General features: G+C 71.8%; 20 protein-coding genes. 9 read left to right on the forward strand and 11 right to left on the reverse strand.

Annotated elements, in window-relative coordinates; genetic code table 11:
* The first annotated feature begins 28 nt into the window (after window positions 1–28).
* Window positions 29–1,462: a DUF6986 family protein gene (locus tag CAP_RS15440; RefSeq protein WP_044241469.1), complete on the forward strand. Its 1,434-nt coding sequence runs from the start codon at window positions 29–31 to the stop codon at window positions 1,460–1,462.
* Between the two features lie 98 nt (window positions 1,463–1,560).
* The gene (locus CAP_RS15445) at window positions 1,561–2,622 is read left to right on the forward strand and encodes a saccharopine dehydrogenase family protein (RefSeq protein ID WP_044241333.1); all 1,062 of its coding nucleotides are present in this window, start codon (window positions 1,561–1,563) and stop codon (window positions 2,620–2,622) included.
* 71 nt (window positions 2,623–2,693) lie between these two features.
* On the opposite strand, the gene uraH is transcribed toward CAP_RS15445, so the two are convergent.
* The 5 genes from uraH to CAP_RS15470 are packed head-to-tail and all read right to left on the reverse strand — an operon-like array spanning window position 2,694 to window position 7,483.
* The gene (gene uraH / locus CAP_RS15450) at window positions 2,694–3,044 is read right to left on the reverse strand and encodes a hydroxyisourate hydrolase (RefSeq protein WP_044241334.1); all 351 of its coding nucleotides are present in this window, start codon (window positions 3,042–3,044) and stop codon (window positions 2,694–2,696) included.
* Complete coding sequence (gene uraD / locus CAP_RS53630; protein ID WP_231511493.1) at window positions 3,041–3,601, reverse strand: 2-oxo-4-hydroxy-4-carboxy-5-ureidoimidazoline decarboxylase; 561 nt, start codon at window positions 3,599–3,601, stop codon at window positions 3,041–3,043. Before uraD ends, uraH begins: the two co-directional genes overlap by 4 nt.
* On the reverse strand, window positions 3,598–4,620 hold the full coding sequence (alc, locus tag CAP_RS53635) for an allantoicase (protein ID WP_044241335.1): 1,023 nt from the start codon (window positions 4,618–4,620) through the stop codon (window positions 3,598–3,600). The genes uraD and alc overlap by 4 nt, the downstream gene beginning before the upstream one ends.
* A gap of 33 nt (window positions 4,621–4,653) precedes the next feature.
* Window positions 4,654–6,057 (reverse strand): allantoinase AllB, encoded by a 1,404-nt coding sequence (gene allB / locus CAP_RS15465; protein ID WP_044241336.1) that lies wholly within the window; start codon window positions 6,055–6,057, stop codon window positions 4,654–4,656.
* Between the two features lie 10 nt (window positions 6,058–6,067).
* Window positions 6,068–7,483 (reverse strand): FAD/NAD(P)-binding protein, encoded by a 1,416-nt coding sequence (locus CAP_RS15470; RefSeq protein ID WP_044241338.1) that lies wholly within the window; start codon window positions 7,481–7,483, stop codon window positions 6,068–6,070.
* A 145-nt stretch (window positions 7,484–7,628) separates the two neighbouring features.
* Here CAP_RS15470 and CAP_RS15475 point away from each other — a divergent pair, with 145 nt between their 5' ends.
* Window positions 7,629–8,741, forward strand: coding sequence for a threonine aldolase family protein (locus CAP_RS15475; RefSeq protein WP_052375325.1), 1,113 nt, complete (start codon window positions 7,629–7,631; stop codon window positions 8,739–8,741).
* Between the two features lie 461 nt (window positions 8,742–9,202).
* Here CAP_RS15475 and CAP_RS15485 read toward each other — a convergent pair whose 3' ends face one another.
* Window positions 9,203–10,456: a threonine/serine exporter family protein gene (locus CAP_RS15485; RefSeq protein ID WP_197041194.1), complete on the reverse strand. Its 1,254-nt coding sequence runs from the start codon at window positions 10,454–10,456 to the stop codon at window positions 9,203–9,205.
* Between the two features lie 126 nt (window positions 10,457–10,582).
* Between CAP_RS15485 and CAP_RS15490 the strand changes: the two genes are divergently transcribed.
* The 3 genes from CAP_RS15490 to CAP_RS15500 all read left to right on the forward strand — a co-directional run bounded on the left by CAP_RS15490 (window position 10,583) and on the right by CAP_RS15500 (window position 12,915).
* Window positions 10,583–11,065, forward strand: coding sequence for a GNAT family N-acetyltransferase (locus CAP_RS15490; protein WP_044241342.1), 483 nt, complete (start codon window positions 10,583–10,585; stop codon window positions 11,063–11,065).
* Window positions 11,066–11,123: 58 nt separating this feature from the next.
* Window positions 11,124–11,963 carry a hypothetical protein gene (locus CAP_RS15495; protein WP_231511494.1) on the forward strand — a complete coding sequence of 280 codons (840 nt, stop codon included), beginning with the start codon at window positions 11,124–11,126 and terminating at the stop codon, window positions 11,961–11,963.
* A gap of 151 nt (window positions 11,964–12,114) precedes the next feature.
* The gene (locus CAP_RS15500) at window positions 12,115–12,915 is read left to right on the forward strand and encodes a nucleotidyltransferase family protein (RefSeq protein WP_044241346.1); all 801 of its coding nucleotides are present in this window, start codon (window positions 12,115–12,117) and stop codon (window positions 12,913–12,915) included.
* Window positions 12,916–12,948: 33 nt separating this feature from the next.
* Here the strand turns inward: CAP_RS15500 and CAP_RS15505 are convergent, their stop codons facing one another.
* The 5 genes from CAP_RS15505 to CAP_RS15525 form a co-directional block, all read right to left on the reverse strand.
* A complete protein-coding gene (locus CAP_RS15505) occupies window positions 12,949–13,572 on the reverse strand; it encodes a Uma2 family endonuclease (protein ID WP_081864920.1) in 624 nt (207 codons plus the stop codon).
* Between the two features lie 108 nt (window positions 13,573–13,680).
* The gene (locus CAP_RS44685) at window positions 13,681–15,459 is read right to left on the reverse strand and encodes a tetratricopeptide repeat protein (RefSeq protein ID WP_052375334.1); all 1,779 of its coding nucleotides are present in this window, start codon (window positions 15,457–15,459) and stop codon (window positions 13,681–13,683) included.
* Window positions 15,460–15,949: 490 nt separating this feature from the next.
* On the reverse strand, window positions 15,950–18,466 hold the full coding sequence (locus tag CAP_RS15515) for a U32 family peptidase (RefSeq protein WP_044241350.1): 2,517 nt from the start codon (window positions 18,464–18,466) through the stop codon (window positions 15,950–15,952).
* A gap of 126 nt (window positions 18,467–18,592) precedes the next feature.
* Window positions 18,593–19,993, reverse strand: coding sequence for a hypothetical protein (locus tag CAP_RS15520; RefSeq protein ID WP_044241352.1), 1,401 nt, complete (start codon window positions 19,991–19,993; stop codon window positions 18,593–18,595).
* Window positions 19,994–20,024: 31 nt separating this feature from the next.
* Window positions 20,025–20,606 carry a hypothetical protein gene (locus CAP_RS15525; RefSeq protein WP_156040843.1) on the reverse strand — a complete coding sequence of 194 codons (582 nt, stop codon included), beginning with the start codon at window positions 20,604–20,606 and terminating at the stop codon, window positions 20,025–20,027.
* Between the two features lie 365 nt (window positions 20,607–20,971).
* Here CAP_RS15525 and CAP_RS15530 point away from each other — a divergent pair, with 365 nt between their 5' ends.
* From CAP_RS15530 to CAP_RS15540, 3 genes are all read left to right on the forward strand, one after another.
* Complete coding sequence (locus tag CAP_RS15530) at window positions 20,972–21,283, forward strand: chorismate mutase (protein ID WP_044241356.1); 312 nt, start codon at window positions 20,972–20,974, stop codon at window positions 21,281–21,283.
* A 224-nt stretch (window positions 21,284–21,507) separates the two neighbouring features.
* Entirely contained in the window at window positions 21,508–22,521 is a 1,014-nt protein-coding gene (locus tag CAP_RS15535; protein ID WP_044241358.1) for a diacylglycerol/lipid kinase family protein, read from the forward strand.
* Window positions 22,522–22,649: 128 nt separating this feature from the next.
* Entirely contained in the window at window positions 22,650–24,296 is a 1,647-nt protein-coding gene (locus tag CAP_RS15540) for a S53 family peptidase (protein ID WP_081864921.1), read from the forward strand.
* Window positions 24,297–24,307 lie beyond the last annotated feature (11 nt).

The raw sequence follows: 24,307 nt of genomic DNA on the forward strand, positions 1-24,307 counted from the left end.
GAGCCACCTGCGCGTGGAGAATGCGCGCGTGAAGACTTCCCTGACTCCCGAGCGGTTGCCGCGCGCCGTGCTGTCCAGGCTCGCCGAGGCGAACCGCGTGTTCGCAGCGGCCTTTCCCGGCGAGCCCGAGCGGCGCCAGCCCGTGCACACCCTCTACGGGGGTGCGCACCTCTTCGAGGCGCAGTCTGCGGTCCGCGCGGGCGAGATCGCGCTGGAGGCGATGCGGTTGCATGCGCCCGATCCGGTGACCTTTGCGCGGGCGCTCGGGCTGGCCGGGAGCGAGACGCTGGCCGACGCGGCCGACGCGGCTGGCGCGGCTGGCGCGCTCGCGGCTGCCCCCCGCGGCTCGGCCGGATGGCTCGCGGCGACGGTGCACGCGCGTGTCCTGGGCAAGCTCACCCGCGAGCCGGTGGAGGACTACCGGATCGACTTCGAGGATGGGTACGGGATGAGGCCCGATGCCGAGGAGGATGCGCATGCAGTTCATGCCGCCGAGCAGGTGGCCGCGGCGGAGAATGAAGGGATCCGGTCGCCGTTCGTGGGGCTGCGGATCAAGCCGCTCACCGAGGAGATGCGGATCCGGAGCGTGCGAACGCTCGACCTTTTTGTCACCACGCTGGTGACTCGGCTAGGTGGCAAATTGCCGCGGGGGCTCGTAATCACCTTGCCCAAGGTGACTGTACCGGAACAGCCGGAGGCGCTGGCCGCGGTGCTCGCGGCGCTGGAGGGGGCGCTGGGGCTCGCCGACGGGTCGCTGCGCTTCGAGATGATGGTGGAGACGACCGCTTCGGTGATCGGGCCCGACGGCAAGGTGGCGCTGCCGGGTCTCGTGGCGGCGGCGGGTGGGAGGTGCACGGGAGCGCACCTCGGGACGTACGACTACACGACGAGCAACAGCATCGCGCCGGCACACCAGCACCTGGGGCACCCGTCCTGCGAGTTCGCGCGGCAGGTGATGAAGGTGTCGCTCGCCGGGACGGAGGTGCTGATCTCGGACGGATCGACGATCGTGATGCCCCTCGGTCCACACCGAGCGCCCGAGGGAGGCGCGCTGAGCGAGGCGCAGCGCGCAGAGAACCGCGCGGCGGTGCACCGGGGATGGCGGCTCAGCTACGGGCACGTGCATCACGCGCTCGTCGACGGGATCTACCAGGGTTGGGACCTGCACCCGGCGCAGCTCCCGGCGCGGTACGGGGCGGTGTACGCCTTCTTCCTGGAGGGGATCGAGGCGGCAGGGGGGCGGCTGCGGGCATTCTTGCAGCGGGCCACGGAGGCGACGCTGCTCGGCGACGTGTTCGACGACGTGGCCACGGGCCAGGCGCTGCTCAACTACTTCCTGCGGGCGGTGGCGTGCGGGGCGATCACCGAGGAGGAGGCCGAGGCGCTCTCGGGGCTGCGGGCAGAGGAGCTGCAGATGCGGCAGTTCGCGCGCATCCTGCAGGGGAGGCGGAGCAAGGCCTGAGGGGCACCACGGTTCGCGGCGCGCGGCGGCGGTCAGAGGCTTCCACGTCCCCGGGCCTCGCTTGACGGCGGGCGCGCGTCGACCGAACACTGCGCGCCATGCGCGAGCCATGCTGGATGCTGTACGGGGCGAACGGGTACACGGGGGTGCTCCTGGCAGAGGAGGCGGTGAGGCGTGGACACAAGCCGATCCTCGCCGGGCGCTCCGCCGAGAAGCTGCGTCCCCTCGCCGAGCGGCTCCGCCTGGAGATGGTCACCGTCGCGCTCGACGATGCGGACGCGCTCGACGCCGCGCTGCGCGAGGTGGACCTGGTCTTCAACGCCGCGGGGCCGTTCAGCCGTACCAGCGCCCCCCTCCTCCGCGCCTGCCTCGCCACGAAGACGAGCTACGGGGACATCACCGGGGAGATCTCCGTCTTCGAGCACACGCTGAGCCTCGATGCGCAGGCGAAGGAGGCCGGCGTGGCGCTGATCTCGGGGCTGGGCTTCGACGTGGTCCCTACCGATTGCCTCGCGCGGTACGTGGCCGACGCGGTGCCCGGCGCGACGGATCTGGAGCTGGCGATCGCGACGAGCGGCGCGCCCAGCGCGGGGACCGCCAAGACGATGCTGGAGATACTCTCCAGGGGGAACTTCTTCAGGCGCGAGGGGGCGCTCCTGCCGGCGCCTGAGGCTCCCGTCACGCGCAGGGTGCGGTTCCCTGACCGGGAGCAGGTGGTGATGGCGATCCCCTGGGGAGACCTGGCGACGGCCTACCGCACCACGGCGGTGCCGAACATCACCACGTACATGGCCATGCCGGGTGCAGGCTCGCCGCTCATGGAGCCGGTGAACGGTTTCCTGAAGTGGGCGACGGCCTTTCCAGCGGTGCAGCAGTGGGGGGAGAAGGCCATCGATCGCCTGGTGAAGGGGCCGAGCCAGCAGGATCGAGACACGATGCGCTCGTACGTGTGGGCGCGCGCTGCAGACCGGGAGGGGCACGCGAAGGAGGCGTGGCTCGATACGGTCGAGGCGTACCGGTTGACGGCGGAGGCTGGGGTGCGGGCCGTGGAGAAGATCCTGGAGACGCGCCCGGTCGGTGCGCTCACGCCGGCGCTCGCGTTTGGCGCGGACTTCGTGCTGGAGATCGAGAGCACGAGGCGGCTCGACAAGCTCGCCTGAAGGCGCCGAGCGCGCACCTGGTGAGGTCGGCTCCCGCGGGATTCACTCCCGCGGAATTCGCTCCCGCGGTCTCAGCTCCCGCGGTAGGTGGAGTAGCCGAAGGGGTTGAGCAGGAGGGGCACGTGGTGGTGCTCCTCGGGGGCGCGGAGCAGGAACACGATGCTCACGCTCGGGTAGAACGCCTCCACGCCGAGGGCGCTGAAGTAGGCGCCGGTGTCGAAGGTCAGCCGGTAAGTGCCGACCTGGGGGCGCTCGTCGCCGGACAGGAGGGTGCGCAGGCGCCCGTCGGCGTCGGTCAGCCCGTGGCCGAGCACCGAGGCTTTGCCGTGCTCGGTGAGGTACTCGAGGGTGACGTGGACGCCCGCCGCAGGGCGGCCGCGGCTGGTGTCGAGGATGTGGGTGGTGATCGGGCTCTGGCTCATGACGAAAGCAGCTTCTCCAGGCGCAAGCGGGTGATCTTCTCCTGCTCCCCGACGGCGATGCGGAGCTCGGTCTCGGGGTCGTTGGCGAGGCGTGCGCGCAGGATGGCGAGCAGCTCTTCACCACTCTTGCCGGTGGCACACACCAGGTAGATCCGCCCGAAGCGCGCCTCGTAGGCGCGGTTTCCCTCGGCGAGGGCGGCCTTCACGTCGTCCGCCGACCGCGCGGCGCCGGCCTGCTCGTTCGAGGCCCAGCTCGCGGTCGCGGCTGCCGAGGCGGCGCCTGCCGCGACGCGCCCTGGCTCGCCGATGCGGGGGTGGTGCGAGAACGCCTCGTCCCAGTCCGCGGGGTCGAGCGCGTTCCAGTGGCGCGAGGCGGCCTCGACGAGGCGCGCACGCGTGCCGAAGGGGCGCTCTCCGAGCATGCGCTCGACCCAGCGGTGGCTGCCGCAGCAGCGCTGGAGGGCCGCCCGGGCCTCGTCCGCCGGCATCGCGTCGAGCAGCGCGCTCTCCTCTCCGGTCACCTCGTGACGCCCGCTCACCTCGTGGCGCTCGCTCACCACGACGCGTGGACCTCGGCCGGGGTGCCGAACAGCCGCAGGCGCGCGACGCCGCCGTCGGGGTAGATGTTCAGCCGGACGTGCGTCAGCGGGGCCGGCAAGGCGGCCTCCGCGCGCAGCGCGAAGGTGTGGCGGGTGTGCGCCTCAAGCTTGGTGCGGGGGAGCAGGTCGATCCACGCGGCGTTGGCGAGCGCTTCCACGGAGACCCCGGCATCGGGCGCGGCGCAGCCCTCCAGCGAGCAGCTCTCGGGGAAGTTGCCCTTGAAGTGGGTGGTGTCGATCTCGGCGCGCACCAGGGTGCCAGGGCGCCCGAGCCGCACCACGGCCCAGTCGTGCCCCACGCCGCGGCGCCTGCGGCTCTCCCAGCCATCGCCCATGTCGCGGGAGACGCCGGGCAGGAGGAGGTTCCTGCGGTCCGAGAAGAACTCGTCGCTCGCCCCGATCACCACCCCGCCATGCTCGACGGCGGCGAGGTCCAGCACCCGGTGCTCGGCGGTGAGCAGCGCCCAGTCCGGGACGACCTCGCCGTAGGCGCGGAAGCGCGCGACGCCGCCGTCGGGGAAGATGGTGAGGCGCAGGTGGGAGTAGGGACCCACGGCGTCCATGGGGAAGAGGTTCTGCGAGCCGGGCTGCACCGGCGAGGGCGGGAGGATCTCCTGCCACACGACGTCCCCCGCGAGCAGCCGATCGAGCGGCTGGTAGCCGGGGAAGAAGGCTGCCTCCACCGAGATGCGGGCCGGGGCGTTGCCGAGGAAGTGGTTGGTGTCCACGTCGAAGCCGTGGATCCTCCCGGCGAGGCCGAGGCGGATCAGGCAGACGTCGCGGTCGCCCTCGCGGCGGCGGCGAGACTCCCAGCCGTCCATCCACTTGCCCTGGTCGGTGTACTTGCCGGGGACGAAGGTCCCGCGCCCCGGTTTGAGCAGGTTCTCCTTGGATGCGAAGAACTCGTCGGTCGCCCACAGCGCAGCGCCGCCGAGGCGCTCGGAGGCCAGGTCCACCAGTCTCTGGAAGTCGGTCATGTCGTTGATCCCTCGATACCCCTCAAGCAGCAGTCATCGGACATCGGATGCCGGGGCGTCGTGGCGGCCGAGCAACGGCTCGCCCCGAGGCGTCCCCTTGATCTCACCAGCGTCGTAGATGGGGCGGCCCCGCAGGTACGTGGTCTGCACCTGACCCAGGAGCGAGCGCCCGAGGTAGGGGGTCACCGGGTGACGGTGATGCAGCCGGCTCGCGTCGAGGGTGAGGTTCGCCTCCGGATCCCACACCACGAGATCCGCGTCGAAGCCAGGCGCGATGCGTCCCTTCCGGTGCGCGAGGCCGGCGAGCCGCGCGGGCGCCTCGCACATCCAGCGGACCATGTCGCGCAGCCCGAAGCCGCGGCGGCTGGCCTCGGTCCAGATCAGGGTGAGGCCGAGCTGCAGCGAAGCGATGCCTCCCCAGGCGCGCATGAAGTCTCCCTCCTCGGGGAGCTTCAGCGCCGGGGTACACGGGGAGTGATCGGAGACCACGAGGTCGATGGCGCCGTCGGCGAGCGCGGTCCAGAGCCGCTCGCGGTTGTCGCGCTCCCGGATGGGCGGGGCGCACTTGTACTCGGTGCGGCCGTCGGGGATCTCCTCGGCCGCGAGGAGGAGGTAGTGGGGGCAGGTCTCGATGGAGAAGGGCAGGCCCTCGGCGCGCACCGCGCGAGCCTCGGCGATCGCGCCCTCGGCGGACAGGTGAACGATGTGCACGGGGCCGCCGTGCTCCCGGCAGAGGGAGGCCATGGAGCGCACCGCGGTGACCTCCCAGGAGGGGGGCCGCGAGGCGAGGTAGGTGGCGTAGCTGCGCGGGTCCCGCGGGTCGCTGGCGAGGGCGTCGGCGACGGCGCCCTCCACCTCGGCGTGCACGAGGAGCGGGGATTTCAGGGCGGCGAGGATCGGCATGGCCCGGCGGAGGTCGGCCTCGGTGGACATGGGGAAGTCGTCGATGCCCGAGTGAACGAGGAACGCCTTGAAGCCGAGCGCGCCGGCAGCCACCAGGGCCTCCAGGTCCCTGTCGTTGCCGGGGACGACCCCGCCCCAGAAGCCGTGGTCGACGAAGGCGCGCCCCTCGGCAGCTCTGAGCTTCTGCGCCAGAGCGTCCGCCGTGGTGGTCACGGGGATGGAGTTGAGGGGCATGTCCACGACCGTGGTGATCCCCCCCGCCGCGCAGGCGCGCGTGGCGGTCTCGAACCCCTCCCACTCCGCGCGCCCGGGGTCGTTGATGTGCGCGTGGGTGTCGACGATGCCGGGCATGATCACCCGGTCGCCAACGTCGATCACCCGCGCGTCCGGGGGGATGTCGGCGGGGTCGAGCACCGCGGCGATGGTCTCCCCCCGGATGGCCACCGCAGCCTCGCGGACCCCGTCGGGGAGCACGACGCGGCGGCTCTTCAGGACGACATCGAACACCCCGGCGGGGCGCAGCGGATCCACCATGGTGATCTCCTCAGAACTCGGGCGTGTCGTAGGCGGAGAGCGCGCGCAGGTGCGCTTCGCTGTCCTCGGCGTAGAGCTGCCGGGTCACGCCGTTCACGATGCGCGGCAGGCTGTACTTGAGGCCGGAGATGCTCGCCCCGCCGAAGCCGAGGCTCAGCAAGCAGCCGAAGGTGTAGTTGAACACGGAGCTCACGTACGGGGCCTCGCCCGGGGTGCGCTCCTGCAGCTCGAAGCCGGGGCCGAGGTAGGGGTGCCGGAGGAGATCGGCGTGCTCCTCGCCCGCGGGCGGGGTGAAGCGGTCGGACCAGCGGGCGATGTGGGGCTCCAGGTGGCGCAGCTCGGGCCGCAGGGAGAGGTCGGTGACGAAGCCGGTCCCGACGATGACGAAGTCCGCAGCGAAGCGACCCTGGGGGGTGGTGATGATCACCTCGTCGCCCTCCATGGACACGGCCTGCCAGGGGCTTCCGGCGTGCAGCTTGAAGCCCGGGTGGCGCGTGGCGCGCTCGTGGGTATCCGCGGGGGGGAGCTGGCCCATGCGAAGGATCTGGGAGATGAAGCGGTAACGCTCCAGGTCCGGCAGGTCGCCGTGGTGCTTGAGGAAGCCCGCGAACTCGGCCCAGCGGTAGGGGTTCACCCGGGGCAGCGAGGCGCGGCGGTAGAACAGGTGCACCTCGCGGGCGCCCTTCTCCAGCGCGACCGAGGCGTTGTCGAAGGCCGACGCGCCGGCGCCGAGGATGGCGATGCGCCGCCCGCGGAGGACGTCGAAGTCGATGGGGTCGTGGGTGTGGGCGTAGCGCTCGCGCGGGAGGTTCTCGGAGACCACCCGCGGCGCCTCCCACCGCCCGGAGCCGTCGATGCCGGTGGCGAGCACCACCTTGCGCGCGAAGAGCGTCTCCTCGCCGCGTCCCCGCTGGGCGACGCGCACGGCGAAGCAGCGATCGTCGGGCACGTGGAGGATCTCGAGCGCGCGGGTCTCGCTCCGGTAGGGGATGCCGGTGACGTCCCGGTACCAGGCGAGGTACGCCGCCCAGGTCTCCTTGGGGATCAGGCCGGAAGATTCCCACGTGGCCTGCCCGTGCTGCGCCTCGAACCACGAGCGGAGGGTGAGGTTCGGCAGGCCGTGCTCGATGCCGACCAGGTGCTTCGGGGTGCGGAGGGTGATCATCCGGGCGAAGGTGAGCCAGGGGCCTTCGCGGCCGCGCTCGTTCTCGTCGATGACGAGCAAGTTCGTCACCTTCTCGCGCATCAGCCCGAACGCGAGCGAGGTGCCGCTCTGGCCCCCGCCGATGATCAGCACGTCGAGGATGGGGGCGCCGTCACGCGTGCGCCGCTCCGGGATCCAGGCGCGGCGCGGGTAGTCGAGGAGCTCCAGGTCGCGGCGAAGGGCGGCCTCCAGCGCGGGGAGGCCGATGGGATCAGCAGTCATGTTCCGGGCCGCATGCCATCACAAACCCTCTTTCTGGTCCACCGCGTCCACCCGCGTCCACCGTCCAACGGCGCGGTGCTCGGCAGCTCTGGTGGTCTGCGCGTCGGCTGGACTGGTACGGTGCGTCGACCTGCCAGGAGGAGCCGTGACCGAGCTGGACCTCGCCGCCATCCGCGCCCGCTGCACCCGCGCCCTTTCCCACGAAGCTCCTGCCGAGCGCCGCGCCGCGGCACGCCTGGCCGCCCTGGCGGCGCTCGCCCCTGCCGACTTCGAGCAGGACTTCTACGGCGAGGGCGAGCTTCTCGCCGGCTTCGAGCGGCGCATCGCCGACCTGCTCGGCAAGGAGGCCGCCGTGTTCATGCCGAGCGGCACCATGGCCCAGCAGATCGCGCTCCGCATCTGGTGCGACCGGCGCCATCACCCCGTGGTCGCCTTCCACCCGAAGTGCCACCTGGAGATCCACGAGGAGCGCGGCTACGCGCGCCTCCACCAGCTCTCCGCCGTCCTCGTGGGCCCTCCCGACGGCCTGCTCACGCCGGCTCACGTCGAGAAGCTCCGCGAGCCCATCACCGCCCTCCTGCTGGAGCTTCCCCAGCGCGAGATCGGCGGCGTCCTGCCTCCCTGGGAAGACCTGCTCGCCATCCGCGCCTGGGCCAGCGCGCACGGCGTCGCCCTCCACCTCGACGGCGCGCGCCTCTGGGAGAGCGCCCCGTTCTACGGCCGCACCTACGCCGAGATCGCTGCCCTGTTCGACTCCGTGTACGTCTCCACGTACAAGGGCCTCGGCGGCATTGCCGGCTGCCTCCTCGCGGGGCCCGCGGATTTCATTGCCGAGTCCCGCGTCTGGCAGCGCCGCCACGGTGGCAATCTCTTCGCTCTCTATCCCTACTTCCTCTCCGCCATGGCCGGCCTCGACGCGCACCTCGGTAAGATGTCGGCTTACCGGGACAAAGCCGTCGCCATTGCAGCGCGCCTCGCCCTCCTTCCCGGCGTCGAGGTCATTCCCGATCCGCCGCACACCAACATGATGCACCTCGCCCTGCGCGGCACGCCCGAGGGTCTGGAGCGCGCCGCGCTGGAGATCGCCGACGAGACCAAGGTGTGGCTCTTCGGCAAGGTGATGCGCACGGGCGTGCCCTCGGTACAGCGCGTGGAGGTGACCGTCGGCGAGGGGGGGCTGGCGATGGACACCGAGGAGATCGGCCAGATCTTCACCTCGCTGCTGGAGCGCGCTCACGGGGGACGAGAAATGCCCTGATCCTGTCGAGAGGAAGCGGGAGCGTGCTGCTGGCATGCGCCCGGCAGGAGAGGAGCCCACAGCGCCGACCGTCGCAGCCGTGCGCTCATGAACCGAGGCTCGCAGCGGCTTGCAGTGCAGCTCAATGAGTGCATACGCCGTGCCAACAGGCGTGGGCTTGGAAGCAGGAAGAGAGGTCGGAGCGTTCCGAGGCGTCGTCCTTCTGGAAGGAAGAGAGGTCGGAGCGTTTCCCCCTGACGTCCTTCTGGAAGGAAGAGAGGTTGGAGCGTTCCGAGGCGACGTTCTTCTGGAAGGAAGAGAGGTCGGAGCGTTCCGGGGCGACGTTCTTCTGGAAGGAAGAGAGGTCGGAGCGTTCCGAGGTGACGTTCTTCTGACCTGAAGGGCGCTCGAATCTCGCGAGCCGTGCTCTCCATCGGGTGAGGGGATGGGGGCTGTCGTGAGCGCTACTCCCACCCGGCCGCTCAAAGCGCGCGTCGAGGCGGGAGCCAGAGGTTGGCGAAGAGGATCCCCGCCACGAGTGAGACCGAGATCATCCCCGCCTTGAAGGTGGCCTCCGCGCCGGAGGCCACGTCGTTCTCCAGCATCGACACCACCCCGCGGAAGCCCAGGCTCCCGGGCACGAGCAGGAGCAGGCCGGGGACCACCCCCACCGACGCGGGACGATCGTACTTGCGGGCGACGGCATTGCTCGCGAGGCCGATCACCAGCGCGCCCAGGAAGGCGCCCAGCTCGGGGCCGAGGAGCCGCCCGCCGAGGCGGGTGCCGAGAAAGCCGAGGCCGCACACCGCGACGATCCAGGGGAGGTCCCGGGGGCGCGTCTGGAGGTAGGTGGAGATGGCCGTCGAGGCGGCGAGCACGGCGCAGCCGAGGGCCAGCGTGGACCACTCGGTGGGGGGAGGGGGCGCGGGCAGCGCGGGCAGGAGCCGCACCAGGCCGGTGCCGAAGGCCACCCCGAACCCCAGCCCTGCGAGCTGCACGAGCGCCCCCGAGAAGCGCGCCGTGCCCGAGGCCAGGTTGCGCGTCGCCAGCTCGGTCATGGCGGTGGTGATGCCGAGGCCCGGCAGGAGCATCACGGCGCCCGCCAGGGTCACGATCAGCGTCGACAGTGGACCCGTCAGGTGCGCGGCGAGGGATGCCGCCACGGCAGCGACGGCGGCAGCGACGGGCTCCACCACCGCGGAGCGCGCGGACCAGCGCCGCATGGCCTGGACGATGAGGCCCACCACGAGCCCCACCGCGCCGGAGGCCAGCACCTCGCGGCCTCCACCCCCGAAGAGCACCGCTGCGGAGGCCGAGAAGACGGCCGACGAGAGCACGGTCCAGGGGGCCCCGTAGCGCGGCTTCGCGCTGACGATGGCGGCGACCTTGGCGCGTCCCTCCTCGGGGCCGATCTCGGCGCGGATGACGCTCACCGTGGTCTCGTAGAGCAGCGAGATCTTCTCCAGGTTGATCGCCCCCGGCTGCACCCGCACGAGGCAGGTGTGCCCCTCGGCGAGCACGCCGAACGACGCGAGCACCACGGTGGGTGTCGAGTAGAAGCGCGCCTCGATGCCAAGCCGCGCTGCCACCAGCGTGAGCAAGCCCTCCAGCCGGTGCGCGGCGGCGCCATGGGCGTGGAGCGCCTCGGCGAGCGTGAGGATGAATGCCTCCGCATGGGCGCGATCCACCCGGAGCGGGTGGCTGGGATCGGTGCTCAGGGGCGCGTCGAGGGACATGGGAAAGCGGAGCATTGCAGGGCCACGGTGGCGGAGGCCCTGTACCATGAACGGGCACCCCGAGGATGAACGGGAGAGGATGACGCCCGAGGAGGTCGCCTCCGCCGCGGCGATCTAAGCTGCGCCATGACCGACACTGCCGCGCACCCGCTTCAGCCTGCGATCCGCCGTGCCACCCTGGACGATCTCCCGGAGGTGGTCCGGCTGTTCTCCTTGCCTGACGAGGGCAACACCAAGCGCGAGGACCCGGGCCCTCCGCTGCCCGCCTGTTACGCGGAGGCGCTGGAGCGCATCGCCGACGATCCGCACAATGCCCTCCTCGTCGCCGACCTCGAGGGGCGCATCGTGGGGGCCTTTCACCTGACCATCATCCAGTACGTGGCCTACATGGGAGGGCGGGTGGCGATGATCGAGAACGTCATCGTGGAGCCGGAGCTGCGCAGCCGCGGCGTGGGCGAGGTGATGATGCGCTGGGCGATCGACGAGGCCCGCCGGCGCGGCTGCTTCCGGGTCCAGCTCACCACCAACAAGGTGCGCAAGCGCGCCCACCAGTTCTACGAGCGGCTCGGGTTCACGAAGAGCCACGAGGGCATGAAGCTCTCCCTGTAGGACGGCGCTGTACCGATGGATCGCGGGTGCCGCTGTACCGCGTGCTGGAGAGGCGCGCGTGCTACTGCGCCCCGCCATGCTCGATCTGCTGCGCCGACTGCTGCGCCGACTGCTGCGCCGACTGGAAGCCCTCCGCCCCGCTACCCGCATGGAGATCCTCCGGCGGGAAGACTTCACGGAGCCCCTCCTGCGCGAGCTGCACACCCTGGCGAACACCCTCATGGCCGAGGACTTCGACCATTTCCGGGTGCACGCCGAGAGCAACGAGCGCGCTTACCTCTTCCGGCGCGCCGACTCGGGGGCGCTGGTCGGGTTCCAGTTCTGGAGCACCGAGCCCATCGATCTGCCCCGGAGCCGGATCATCGTGGGGGGCAAGCTCCGGATCCTGCCCGCGTTCAGGAGCCGTGGCCTGCACCTGCTCGCGGGTCTCCTCTACTACCTGGAGCTGCAGCTCAGGCAGCCGCGCACCCGCTTCTATCGGCTCTCCCTCGCCAGCCTCTTCGGCTTCGTCTCCCTCACGGAGAGCCTCGCCGCGTACACGCTCTTCGACCCGCGCGCGCGGGGCGAGGAAGCGGAGGCAGTGCGCGAGGCCTTCCTCTCGCTCGCCCGGAGGAGCGACTACCGCATCGATGAAGAGACCGGCCTCGCCTTCGTCGACATCTTCATGACGGAGGAGACCTTGCGCCGTTATCCGCCGAGCTTCTTCGAGCGTCCGGCGGCGAGGGTCTACGCCACCGTGAACCCGGAGTACCGGACCAACGGCTGCTACGTCGGCTTCTGGTTCCGCTTCACCGGCCCGAACCTCCTCGCCCTGACGCGCGCGATCCTCCGCAAGCTGGCCCGCGCCTCCCGGAGCGGCGCGTCATCGCAAGGGTCGCGAGGAGCGCCGGGCTCCTGAGGCGCGTGGCGCGTACGAGGTGGGATCCAGGGCCTGACGGGGCCTGAGCTGCGCTCGCCGAGCCTCCTGAACGGCATGTACAGGGATCCACCGAATCGACGATCCCCTCCGGCAGAGCCACCTTTCGATTGATGTCCAGGAGGGTTTCAACGTGAATTCGGCGACTTCCGCACAACCTGTGATCGAGCCGCACGCGCGGGAGTTCTACATCCACACGCTGCGGACACTGAATGCCTCCGGGGTGCCCTATCTCGTCGGAGGTGCCTATGCGCTTGCCCGGTACACCGGGATCGGCCGGCACACGAAGGACCTCGATGTGTTCGTGAGGCCGGAGGACGCGCAACCAGCCCTCGATGCCCTCTCGGAGGCGGGCTACCAGTGCGATCTGATCTTTCCCCACTGGCTCGGCAAGGCCCGGTGCGCCGAGGACTTCGTCGACGTGATCTTCAGCTCCGGCAACAACGTCGCCCGCGTGGACGACCGCTGGTTCGAGTTCGCGCCGAAGGGGGAGGTGCTCGGGGTGCCGGTGCTCCTCACGCCTGCCGAGGAGATGATCTGGAGCAAGGCGTACATCATGGAACGCGAGCGGTTCGACGGTGCCGACGTGGCCCACGTCCTGCGCGCCTGCGCCGACAAGCTCAACTGGGATCGCCTCATCGAGCGCTTCGGGGAGCACTGGCGCGTGTTGCTCATGCACCTCGTGATGTTCGGCTTCGTCTACCCGGGCGAGCGGCACCGCATCCCCTCGGAGCCCTTCAAGACCCTCCTCGACAGGCTCGCGGACGAGCAGAGCTCGGGCGGCGAGCCCCTCTGCCAGGGAACGCTGCTCTCGCGCCAGCAGTACCTGGTCGACGTCAGCCGGTGGGACTACGTCGACGCGCGCCTCGCCAACGGGCACATGAGCAAGGAAGAGATCGCCCACTGGACGGCGGCGATCGACGAGCACCACTGAGAGAGGGGAGGGGAGCGCAGGGGGGGCTGCGCTTCAGCCCTCCTCGCTTTCAGGCCCCTCTTCTTCGTCCGTGAGGAGAGTATCCACCTCGCTCCAGAGGGCCTGGAGATCCAGGGTGAGTCCCTCGAACCTGGCGAGATTCACCTGCTCTTCGCCCGCGGAGAGCACGTGACGGTAGATGCCGTCGTCGGCCAGCTCCAGCACTTCCAGCAGGCGCGCCTCGGGGTCCAGGAGCCAGTAGCACTGCACCCTGAAGCGCGCGTAGTCGCCGAGCTTCTCCATGCGGTCGTGCCGCACGTCGCGTGCGCGCGGTGAGAGCACCTCGATGACGACCACGGGCGGGGTGCGTGAGAGCGCCGCGCGCGCGCCCAGGCGCGTTCCAGGGGGGTACATGCACACGTCGGCCTTGCGCCCCCGGGTCGCGGAGATCGCGAGCTTGTGCTCGGAGCCGAAGACGACGTACCGGCGTGGAGCGGCCCAGGTGCCCAGCACCCGGAGCAGCCACGCGACCACCAGCTCATGCAGGTTCGAGGGCACTTCTTCCTCCGCCAGGTGACCGTCGGCGAGCTCACCGGGCTCGTCTTCGTCGAGACCAGCCCAGGCTTCGAGCGTCATGGGGGTCGGTCGCAACACCTCGGCGGTCGCTCTGGAACGCATGCGGCAGCGTACCACACGCGGCGGGCTGGCCCTCTGGCTGCCGGAGTGCAGCATGGGCGGGCGCCGCCGTGGGGCCGGAGTCGAGGAGGGGTCAGCGGGGCGGGGCGGTCACTTGAGCTGCTTCGCCACGGAGCAGGCCCAGGCGTCACCGCGCGTGCAGGCCCGATCGAGGTCCATCTTGCCGCCAGCCTTGTTCCCTGAAGCGGCAGAGAGGATGCCCAGCGTCGCGCAGTCGCGCACGTTGCCACTGTCGCAGCTCTTCCGGAGCGCCTGGCTCTTCTGCACGTCGGGCATCACCGGCCGGTTCTGCCCGTAGACGGACTTCAGGACCGCGCATCCGACCGCGGAGCGCCAGGTGCACGCTTGCTCGAAGCTGCGGCGCGCCATGTCGGCGTTGCCACCGCCCGGCTTCGCCAGCTCCATCCGGCCCTGGTCCGCGCAGGAGTCGCCGTGGCCGCGGATGCAGCCGCGCTGGTAGAGGATCCCCGCCATGATCGCGTTCTTGGGGGCTCCGTTGCCGGTCTCGTGCATCATCCCGAGCGCGTCGCAGCTCGGGGCGTCCGAGCCGTCGCAGGCGCGCTTGTAAAGCTCCGCGGCGCGCTTGGCGTCGGCCGGGACGCCGCGGCCCTCTGCGTAGAGGGGACCCGCCGCGCCGCAGCTCCTGTCATCGCCGCCGTCGCAGGCCTGCGCGAGGAGCGCTGCCGCCTTCGCCGGATCTGCCGTGACGCCCTCGCCGGTGAGGTACGCCTTGCCGAGCAGCCCGCAGCCCGCAGCCTCGCCCTCGGTGCACCCTTTCTCGAACAGCTTGGTGGCCGCCGCTGCATCCTTGGTGACGCCCGCCCCTTCCGCCGTCAGCACGCCGAGCCGCACGCAGCCGGCCGCGGCGCCGCCGTCACACGCGGTCTTGAAGGCTTCGGCGGCCTTCGCAGGGTCGCGCTCCGACCCGCTCAGGTACAGGGCGCCGAGCGCCGCGCAGCTCCCCGCGTGCTTCTTCCCGCACTGCGCCTTGCACTCGTCGGCGTTCTTGGGGTCGCACTGGTACGCAGGCGCCGACGCTGCCGCGGTGCACTTGCCCTCCGCGAGGACCAGCCCCTTGGGGCACGAGGGCTCGGCAGAGGCCACCTCCGGCGTTGCCTGGGCTGCCTGCGCCGGCTCCGCCGGGGCCTTGGGGGCCTCCTTGGCGATGGGCTGGAGGACCAGCCGGATGAGCGCGCCGCACTGGGGCGGCGGTGTGTCGGCGGCCGGGGTCGCCTTGGCGCAGTCGGTGAGGTCTCCCTCCTTGGTGTTCACCTGCTTGTCGCTGGTGGAGCCGCCGGACGCCCCGGCCCCGAAGATCTCCGCCGCCGCGCGCACCTTGGCGCTGGTCCCGGTGCCCACCGCGAAGGCCCCGAGCGTCGCTCCCCGCACGAAGTGGGTGGCACCGTCGCACTGGCCCTTGAGATCGTCCTTGGTGGGCGAGGTCCAGGTGGTCTTGGAGCGGCCCACCATCACCATCGCCACGTCGAGCGTCGAGCCGCGCGCCAGCTCCCCACCGATCGAGCCGCCGCTGAAGGGGAGGTTCGCGCGCAGCTCGTCGGCGCCCTGGAGCCGCACCACCTGCTCCTTCCGGGTCATCCCCATGAACCCGTAATTGCCGTCGATGTGGCAGTCCTTGAGCAGCTTCATCCCTTCGCAGCTGTAGGACACCACGGCCACGCCCTCGCGCATGGCGATCTCCAGGTCGCCGCGCTGGTCCGGCTTCCAGTCCACCACCAGCGGCTCGCCGCCGGCGCTCACGTCACGACACTCCGCCTCGCCGAGCGCCTCGGCCGACGAGGCTTCCTTCGGCCGGATCGCCTCCGCCGGAGCGCCGGCGCCGCAGCCCGCAAAGCCCGGCAGAGACAGCACGAGAGACAAGCCCAAGAGTCCCCGATTTCGCATGGGCGGGGATGGTATCCGGGCAGTTTCCAGGCGCAATCTGGATGGAGGTGCCGCAGAGGCGCGGGCGCTCGGGAGAAACCTGAGGGGAATGAAGCGTGATCTGCGCGTACGGGAAGACTGCGCCAGGGGTGCTCGCGCGCGCGTCTTCAGCCCCGGATGCGGTAGCGGGTGCGGGCGCGATCGAGGGCGATGCGGTACTCGTCGAACCAGCGCACCTCCACGGGACGGTTGAAGGCGCGGGGCACCTCTCCGAGGGAGGCGTTGCGAGGAGGGTCGTCGAACTGGAGCGAGGCACGGCGCCCACCTTCTGGACCAGGCTCCCCGTGCCCGGCCAGAGCTGGATGGCACGGAGATTCCGGATGGCTGCGCTGTCGGCCCGTCAAGCGACGCCGGGGAGGCGCCGGAGCGCCGGAGCGCCGGAGCGCCGGAGCCACCCCGCGCTCCCCGGGCTCCCGGCTCAGGCCTGCAGCACCCGCAGCGACCCTGACACCACCCCGTAGCCGCCCTCTGCTTTCAGCGTCCGCCGCAACTCCGCGGCGCCGATGGTGCCCTTGAGGAGCTTCCGGTAGGTGCTCACGAGGCGCCCCACCTCGTCGCGCGCCTCGCGGACCAGCTCGATCCGGAAGCGCCGCGCCCCGCCCTGCTGCGCGGCTGCCACGACGCCCGCTGCGCTCTGCGCCGCCGCGTGGAACACCGTGTTCCGGCAGCCGACGTCGGCCTCCACCGGGTGATCCATCCCTGTCCTGTCGCGCAGCGCGATCTGGTGCTTCTCGCAGGGCCTGCCGCAGTCACGGTGGTCCTTCCCCTCCGAGAGGAGCGCCGCGATCACGCAGTGCTCCATGTGGAAGAGCGGCATCGGGTGGTGCACGACCACCTCCGCGAACGGCGCGAAGGGGCCGTCGAGGAGGGCTGCGAGCTGCGCGGCGTCGAGGTCGAACGAGGGGGTGAACGCCGCGAGGTCGTGGGAGAGCACCTCCGCGGCGCTGAGGCGGTTCGTGACGTTGAGCGAGAAGTCGCCGATGCGCGGGATCCCCGAGCCGGCGCCGTCGCGCAGGGCGCCGAGCCCCCGCACGAGCACCGCGTCGGGCTCCAGCGAGGCGAGGTAGCGGTCGATCTTCTCCTCTCCTGGCTTGCGGATCCGCGGCGGCGCCACGCCCACGAAGCCCGCGCCCCGGGCGCGCAGCGTCCTCACCGCGGGGCCGGTCCCGGTCAGCTCCAGCAGGTCCAGGTACACGCCGTCGGCGCCCGCATCGAGCGCGGCCTCGGCTTGCGCCACGCTCCTGCACAGCACGAACAGGCCGCCACGGGGCGGCTCGCGGTCCGGCGGCTTCGCGGAGGCGAGCAGGTCCGCTCCGCCCCGCGCCGTGGTCGGCCAGGCCCGCGACGCCGACGCAAGGAGCTGCTCCACGAGTGCGCGGCGCGCCCGGTTGAGAGACGACGGCGGCACCAGGCTCCCGGCCGGCAGCGCCACCGTGAGCGCGCCGAGCTCGAAGGGCGTGTCTCCGAGGCGCCCGAGCTTGTCTCTCAGAGCCTCCGCGAGGGATGCCCCCGTCCCGCTGCGCGCCTCTGAGACGGCCATGTCGCCTGTCACCTCGGCCGCGAGCCCGTTCTCGGCGCGGGCCTCGAACCGCGGCACCTCGCCGACCTCGCCGCTGACCCGCACGTCCACCCGCAGCCGGTGCGGTGCCCGCTCGATCTCCGCGAGCACCGCCTTCTCCCGCGCGGGATCGTTCGTCTTCCACACCCGGCGCCCGGAGGCCGCGCCCGCGACGTTCACCTCGGGGCCCAGCCAGACCAGCACCTCTTCCCCCGCCGCGGCGCGCTCCACGTCCTCGCCGCGCCGCAGCACGCCCCACACCCGTCCCCCCACCTCACCCTCGCCCCCGAAGCCGCCCTCCACGAGCACCCCGTCCCCGCGTGCGATGGGGGCTTCGAGGCGCACCTGCAGGTGCGGCCGACCCCGGTGCCGTGCCACGCCGAGGCATGCGCCCGTGAGCAGACCCCGGTGGTCGCACGCCCGGGCCTCCACGAGCCGCTGGTGGTCGATTCCCGCCAGGAACCCGGGCCCCGACCCGCGCGAGTACATCTGCAGCGCCGCCTCGCGCAGCCCGGGGGCGACGCGCGTCTCCGAGCCCGCGCCAGCGTCACCCGCGACGGCCGCCTCCACGGCTGCGCGGTAGAGGCGCGTCGTCGCCGCCACGTACTCGGGCCCCTTGAGGCGGCCCTCGATCTTCACCGAGGCGATGCCCAGCTCCACGAGCTTCGGGATCAGCGTGCTGGCCTCCAGGTCCTCGGGGGACAGGAGGTAGGCGCGGTCGCCGAGGTCCTGGAGCACGCCGTCGATCACCAGCTCGTAGGGGAGCCGGCACGCCTGCGCGCACGCTCCCCGGTTGGCGCTGCGGCCCCCGAGCGCCTCGCTGGTCAGGCACTGCCCCGAGTAGGCGATGCACAGCGCGCCGTGCACGAACACTTCGAGATCCATGTCCGTCTGCGACCGGATCTTGGCGATGTCGTCGAGCGACAGCTCCCGGGCCAGGATCACCCGCTCGACGCCCAGCTCCCGGGCCAGCTCCACGGCCCCTGCGTCGGTGCAGGTCATCTGCGTCGAGGCGTGGATGGGCAGGTCCGGCGCCACCGCGCGCACCAGCCGCGCGACGCCGAGGTCCTGCACGATCACCGCGTCCACCCCGGCCGCTGCGCAGGCCCGCGCCGCGGCCTCCACCGACGGAAGCTCGTCGTCGAACACCAGCGTGTTCAGGGTGACGTACCCCTTGGCGCCCCGCTCGTGCAGCCGCGCCAGGGTGCGCGCGAGACCGGCGGTATCGAAGTTCCTGGCGCGGGCCCTGGCGTTGAACCCCTGCAGCCCGAAGTACACCGCGTCGGCGCCGGCGCGGATGGCTGCATCGAGCGCGGCCTCGTCACCGGCGGGCGCGAGGACCTCGGGACGTCGACGCGGGGGCAGGGGTGTGCTCATGGGGCGCCGTATCTACCACGGATCCGCGAGCGCACCCCGCGCGGGGCGCCCCCAGGCGAGGCCCAGGACGCCTGCCCCGCTCCAGGGGAACGCAGCGCGAGGCGCCTCGCCTCTCCGCGTAGAGACTCAGGCGAAGAGCCAGGTGCAGAGCAGGGGCGCGGCGGTGAGCAGCACGGCCGAGAGCGTGAGCCCGTCGAGCATGACGCACTGCGCGCGCAGCGGTGCCATCACGGCTGTCCGCTCGCCGGCCACCACCGTGTCTGCGCCGAGCAGCAAGCCATCCCGGTACACCCCGCTTCCTGCCGCTCCCTGCGCCGGAGCGTCCGCGTGCGCGTCGGAGCTGGAGGGCGCGTCGAGCACCAGCACCGGGCCTGGCGGGAGGCTCAGCTCGGGCGCCACCCGCCGCGCTGGCATCGCGCCTGCGAAGCTCACCCACCCCTGCTCGCCGAGCGTGCCCTCCAGGGCGCGTCCCACGTGCGTGAGCCGCGCCGCCTCACGCCAGCGCCAGGCCTGCGCGAGCACGGCGAAGAGGAGGCCGAGCGCCCCGGCGACAAGCCAGTCCAGGGGAGGGCTGAGGGCGTCGCCCACGTCCCGCGGGCCGACGTCCGCGAGCGAGAGCTTGCCTCCGGACTCCTCGAAGGCCACGGCCTGCACGTCGTGTACGCCGCCCAGGATCCACAGCCGGTGCGCGGGATCGTGCCGGACGACGATCGGCTGCGCGCGCTTCGACGTGCCGCCCGCCAGATGATCGGGGAGCGCCTCGGACGGTGTCCCGCCGCCGGCCGTGGGCAAGAGCGTGAACGTGCAGTGCTCGTCGACGCAGGCACGCACCAGCGTGACGGGGTGCCCCGGCACGGGATCCACGAACCGCTCCTCCACGAGCGGCTTCTTCGCTCCCTCCTCGCCAGACGGCAGGGCGAGTCCCCCGGGCATCTCCGTACGCGGCCGACGCTCCAGGGGCTCGCCTGCGACGGGGGGCACGGTGACCGCTCCCGGAAGCGCTTCCACGTAGTCCGCGATGACGGGGTAGCGCGCGGCCTTCACCGCGGACATTGCCCAGAGCGCCACCGCGAGTGCCGTGCTGGCGAGGGCGAAGGCGCGCAGGACGGTGTCCATCGTGCGCCGCTCGCGGCCCGCCAGCGCCACCCCGAGGAGACCTCCGAGGGAGCCGAGCATGCCGAACGCGAAGGGCGCGAGCATCAGGAGCCCGACGTCTCCGGTGCCACAGCGCCAGTGCGAGACGATGTGGGGCTGGGAGAGACCGTAGCTCGCGTAGAGCAGGAGCATCGGGAAGAGCGCGAGAGGCGCGAACGCCGCTGCCGTGTACGGCCTGTCCACGCCCGCCCAGCGTGCGACGCTCGCCAGCAGCGGTGTCGCGGCGAGCAGGGCCGCCGCGAAGAGGGCAGGGAAGGGGAGGTCGAGTGCTGCCGCGAAGCTGCCCGTGACCACCAGGGCGGCCACGCTCACGCCACCCGACAGGGCGCCGACCGCAAGGACACGGGCGCCGGTGAGAACCGAGGGGGGCATGGGCGGAAGAACGGGGCTCAACGGGAGGAGCTTACAGTATCTGGTGCAAGGGAGGGCCGGCGGATCCGGCCGTCCCCATGGGCGGATGAAGGCGTGACGGGGCGACCCATCGCTGGCGGTCCACACGCGATCCGAGGCCCCACCCGCGCCGAGGTGGGCAAGAGCCTCGACGTGCAGGTGGCGCGGCTGGAGCCGGGCCCCGTCGCTCCCCCTCCGGGAGGCGCGAGCGCAGGCTGGTATGGCGTGCTCCCGAGCGTCGCGAGCGCTCCTCCCGGGCGGGCTTGTCGCGCCGCTCGACGAGGAGCCCGCCCTCGCCGAAGGGCACCGCGTCCAGCACCTGCGCGTGGCGCTGCCCGCCGTGCACCTTCACCCAGCGGTCTCCCACGAAGCGGTGCACGTCGACGGCATCGACCGGCCCCCACCTGTCGAACGGGCGGCTCGTCAGCAGGACCTCGTCGGGAAACCCCACCCCGCGCACGCCCTCGATCACGCCCCCCTGCACGTCGAGCCCGGTGAGCATGGCCGCCTCGGGGGCGGTGACCCGCCCGTGGGCCCACCAGCCCGACCACGGCCTGCGCGTCTCCGGGCAGACCCACGAGCAACGCGCCGCCATCGAAAGGCAGAAGCTGCACGAAGCGCCCCTCCGCCGCGAGCGTGAAGCGCTCCGGAGGCTTCGCGGGTGCCGCGGGCGCCTGCTGCGAGGACGGCTCCGCGGGCGCAGGGAGGGGCGCGATCGACACCACGGTTACCGGCACCCCCTCGCGCGTCGAGGCCTGGCTGCTGCATCCCATCAGCGCGAGCGCCAGCGCGCCGGCCTGCGCGGCGCCCGGTCGCCTTCGGGTCTCACAGGTCACGCGCCGCGCTCCACCCCTCCAGGATAGGCGAACATCCGTGCGTACGCCGGTCGGGTGATCGTTGACGCACCAGGGAAGTCCCGCCAGGTTCCGCGAGCGCTCTCCCCAGGAACCCTCCGTGCTCATGGACGATCCCTCGACCCACGCCCCCGATCTCCTCGCCTCGCGCGACACCCTCGACCGCCTCGACCGGGCGCTGCTCGAGCTGATCGCCCAGCGCCGCGCCGTCGTGGAGGCCCTCTTCGAGGTCAAGCTCCGGCAGGCGCTTCCGCTCCTCGATCCGGAGCGCGAGAGCGCGCTGCTCGCCCAGCGCCGCGCGCTCGCCGAAGCGCTCGGCGTCCCCGGCGACCTGGCCGAGCGCCTCTTCCGGGTGATCCTGGAGGGCAGCCATGCCCAGGCCTCTGCCTGCGCCATGAAGCCTGAACGTTCGGAGTGATGCTCGCGGGTGCGGTCGTGCGTTCGCGGTGTGTTTGCCGTGCACACGCCCGCGGTGCTGGATCGAGGATGCCGGAAGCACGTGATCCTGACGCACTGCGCGCTGCACATGTCACGCCGCGTCGACGGCGTTGCGTCGCAGATACGTGCGTCCTGCACTGCCGTTCGTGACACGAACATGACGGGGCTTGCGGGGATCGAGACCCTAGGTTTCCCGACAGAAACGTGGACATCGCGGTCATGGTGAACCTCCAGGCACGGCGCGGCAGCGAGCGCGTGGCCCGTGCCTGTGAAGCGGAGCTGCCCTCGGCGCGGATCCTGATGTCGCGCTCCCTTGGCGATCTCGAGCGGTTCACGGCGGAGCTGCGCGACGCGCCGCCAGAGCTGGTGGTCTCGGCCGGCGGAGACGGCACGGCGCTCGCGCTGCTGAACACGCTGCGGGCCTCTGCGGGGAAGGCGGAGCTGCCCGGCGCGGCGGCGCTGGGCCTCCTCCCGCTGGGCACGGGGAATGGCTGGGCGAACGCGGTGGGGGCGCCTCGCTGGCGCAAGGCCATCGCGGAGCTGGGCACCCTGGCGCGGCAGGAGCCGCACACCTTGCCGCGGCGCCGCTTCGGCCTGGTCGAGGTGGAGGGACTGGTCGGACCCTTCGCCGGCACCGGCTGGGACGCAGAGCTGATCGACGACTTCAACGCGCAGAAGTCGGGGCCAGGCATCCTCCCGTCGCGCTACCGCCAGGGGGTCGCGGGGTATTTGCAGGGCCTGTTCCTGCGGACCATCCCGAGGAACCTGGCGCGGGAGCGGGTGGAGGTGGAGATCACCAACACGGGGGCTGACGCGCTCACGGTGGACGACGAGGGACGCGCCATCCCGCTCCTGGGCGGGGAGCACGGCGCCGTGCTCTACCGCGGTCCGGCGAGCGTGTGCGGTGCTGGCACTGCCCCGGAGTGGGGCTTCGGGTTCCGCGCGTTCCCCTTCGCGACCCTGGTGCCCCGGCGCATGCACCTGCGCATCTACAGCGCAGGGGCCGGCGAAGCGACGCTGCGGATCCCCCGCCTGTGGCGCGGCGAGCACCCCATGCCGAAGATGCACAACTGGCTGGTGACGCGGTGCCGCGCGGTGTTCTCCAGGCCCGTTCCGTTCCAGGTGGGCGGGGACAGGCTGGGCATGCGCGAGGTGGTCGACTACCGGCTCGCCGAGGACCAGGTCGACCTCCTCGACTGGAACGCGCTCCTCTCCTGACCGGCAGGGGTTGTGATCAGCGGGCGAGGGGGCGTAGCCTGGGTGGGACATCGTACCTTCTCGCGAAGGTCTCACCGCGACAAAGCGCGCTGCACCCCAGCAGCGCGTGTATCTGGAGGGGTTCCCCCATGGCTCGACCGTTTTCCCGCATCGCACGTGCTGGTCTGTCCCGCGCCGTCTGCCTCGGCCTCACCGCGGCGCTCGGCGCTGCCGCCATCGGCTGTGGCGGCGATGGTGATCTCACGACGCTGGCCGATGGCCTGCCGCGCCCGATGGAGGGCGTGTACTTCGACTTCGGCGCGGCCGAGGACGACGACGCACTCCGGGTGCTCGTCGGCTTCGACGTCCGCGATCGTCAGGGACTCGTACAGCGCATCGATCGCATGTACGACCCGGAGAGCGCCGAGTTCCGCGACTACATGTCGCCCGACGACTGGAACGCGCAGTATGCGCCCGCCGCCGAGGACGTGGAGGAGGTCGCCTCATGGCTCGAGGAGCAGGGCTTCTCGGTCGACCGCAAGGCCTCGAACCGCCTGATCCTTCAGGTGAGCGGCACGGTCGGTACGTTCAACACCGCCTTCACGACGGAGCTGCGCTCCATGGGGCGCGAGAACCACACCGGCGGGTCGATGGTCTACTCCTACGGCCTGGTGAAGGGCGCTGCGCTGCGCGTCCCTCAGCAGATCGCCGAGCGCATGCTCGCGGTGGTCACGGCCGACGAACCAGCCGACACCACGCCGCTCCAGAACGAGGGTGACGACGTGGTCACCGAGGCGCCGCCGGACGACGCGGCCTCCCACACCCTCACCGAGCTTGCCGGGGCCTACAACCTGACCGAGCTCCACGCCGCCGGCCACAAGGGCGCCGGGGAGAAGCTCGGGATCTTCGTGGGGGCGACGTTCCTCTTCCGGGACCTCCAGTCGTTCTGGACCTCCATGGGCGTCACCCGCGCCGCGCCGGAGGTGGTGAACCTCGGCGAGGATCCCTCGATCCGCTACCTGGAGACCACCATCGACGTGGAGTGGGCCGGCGGCCTCGCGCCCGAGGCGGACCTCACCGTCTACCAGGGGGCGGACGCCCGGAACACCTCGCTCATCTACGCCTTCAACGAGATGATCGCGCGCGGCGAGGTCTCGGTGGTCTCGAACTCCTTCGCGCGCCGCGAGGACGCGGAGCCGGCGCCGGTGCGGGAGCAGTACAACATGGCGGCGATGCAGGCGGCGGCGATGGGCATCACGGTGGTCGTCGCCTCGGGCAACTCCGCCGAGACGGACACGCCCTCGTCGAGCGCCTACGTGACCGCCATCGGCGGCACGGTCCTCTCGCTGGACGAGAACGGGCAGCGGCTCGGCGAGGTGGCCTGGGATCGCTCGGGGTCAGGGCCGTCGCTCTCGATGCGGCGCCCCTCGTGGCAGGAGGGCGTCGTGCCCGACAGCACCGGCATGCGCGCCGTGGTCGATGTCGCCCTCAACGCCTCGCCGGACCACCCGTACATCGTCTACTACCTCTCCGAGTGGTCCAAGGTCGGCGGGACCTCGCTCGCCACCCCGGCGTTCGCCGGGATGATCACCTGCCTGAACAGCGAGCGGCGCGCGCGCGGGCTGCCCCCGGTGGGCCTCCTGAACCCGCTGCTCTACCGGGACGCGAAGGTGCAGGCCGCGTTCCGGGACATGACTGAGGGCGCGACGCCCTTCTTCAGCGCGGGGCCAGGCTGGGACTACCCCACCGGCTGGGGTTCGCCCGACATCGCGAAGCTCGCCGCCGCGATCCCCTGAGCCACGCCCAC

This window comes from Chondromyces apiculatus DSM 436 (genome assembly GCF_000601485.1).
In the GTDB taxonomy this organism is placed as follows: domain Bacteria; phylum Myxococcota_A; class Polyangia; order Polyangiales; family Polyangiaceae; genus Chondromyces; species Chondromyces apiculatus.

What these genes read in the sequence shown, in the direction of transcription:
- CAP_RS15445 (WP_044241333.1), top strand. Translation starts at nt 1,561, where the DNA reads ATGCGCGAGCCATGCTGGATGCTGTACGGGGCGAACGGGTACACGGGG.
- uraH (WP_044241334.1), bottom strand. Translation starts at nt 3,044, where the DNA reads ATGAGCCAGAGCCCGATCACCACCCACATCCTCGACACCAGCCGCGGC.
- alc (WP_044241335.1), bottom strand. Translation starts at nt 4,620, where the DNA reads ATGACCGACTTCCAGAGACTGGTGGACCTGGCCTCCGAGCGCCTCGGC.
- allB (WP_044241336.1), bottom strand. Translation starts at nt 6,057, where the DNA reads ATGGTGGATCCGCTGCGCCCCGCCGGGGTGTTCGATGTCGTCCTGAAG.
- CAP_RS15470 (WP_044241338.1), bottom strand. Translation starts at nt 7,483, where the DNA reads ATGACTGCTGATCCCATCGGCCTCCCCGCGCTGGAGGCCGCCCTTCGC.
- CAP_RS15485 (WP_197041194.1), bottom strand. Translation starts at nt 10,456, where the DNA reads ATGTCCCTCGACGCGCCCCTGAGCACCGATCCCAGCCACCCGCTCCGG.
- CAP_RS15490 (WP_044241342.1), top strand. Translation starts at nt 10,583, where the DNA reads ATGACCGACACTGCCGCGCACCCGCTTCAGCCTGCGATCCGCCGTGCC.
- CAP_RS15505 (WP_081864920.1), bottom strand. Translation starts at nt 13,572, where the DNA reads ATGCGTTCCAGAGCGACCGCCGAGGTGTTGCGACCGACCCCCATGACG.
- CAP_RS15515 (WP_044241350.1), bottom strand. Translation starts at nt 18,466, where the DNA reads ATGAGCACACCCCTGCCCCCGCGTCGACGTCCCGAGGTCCTCGCGCCC.
- CAP_RS15520 (WP_044241352.1), bottom strand. Translation starts at nt 19,993, where the DNA reads ATGCCCCCCTCGGTTCTCACCGGCGCCCGTGTCCTTGCGGTCGGCGCC.
- CAP_RS15525 (WP_156040843.1), bottom strand. Translation starts at nt 20,606, where the DNA reads ATGGCGGCGCGTTGCTCGTGGGTCTGCCCGGAGACGCGCAGGCCGTGG.
- CAP_RS15530 (WP_044241356.1), top strand. Translation starts at nt 20,972, where the DNA reads ATGGACGATCCCTCGACCCACGCCCCCGATCTCCTCGCCTCGCGCGAC.
- CAP_RS15540 (WP_081864921.1), top strand. Translation starts at nt 22,650, where the DNA reads ATGGCTCGACCGTTTTCCCGCATCGCACGTGCTGGTCTGTCCCGCGCC.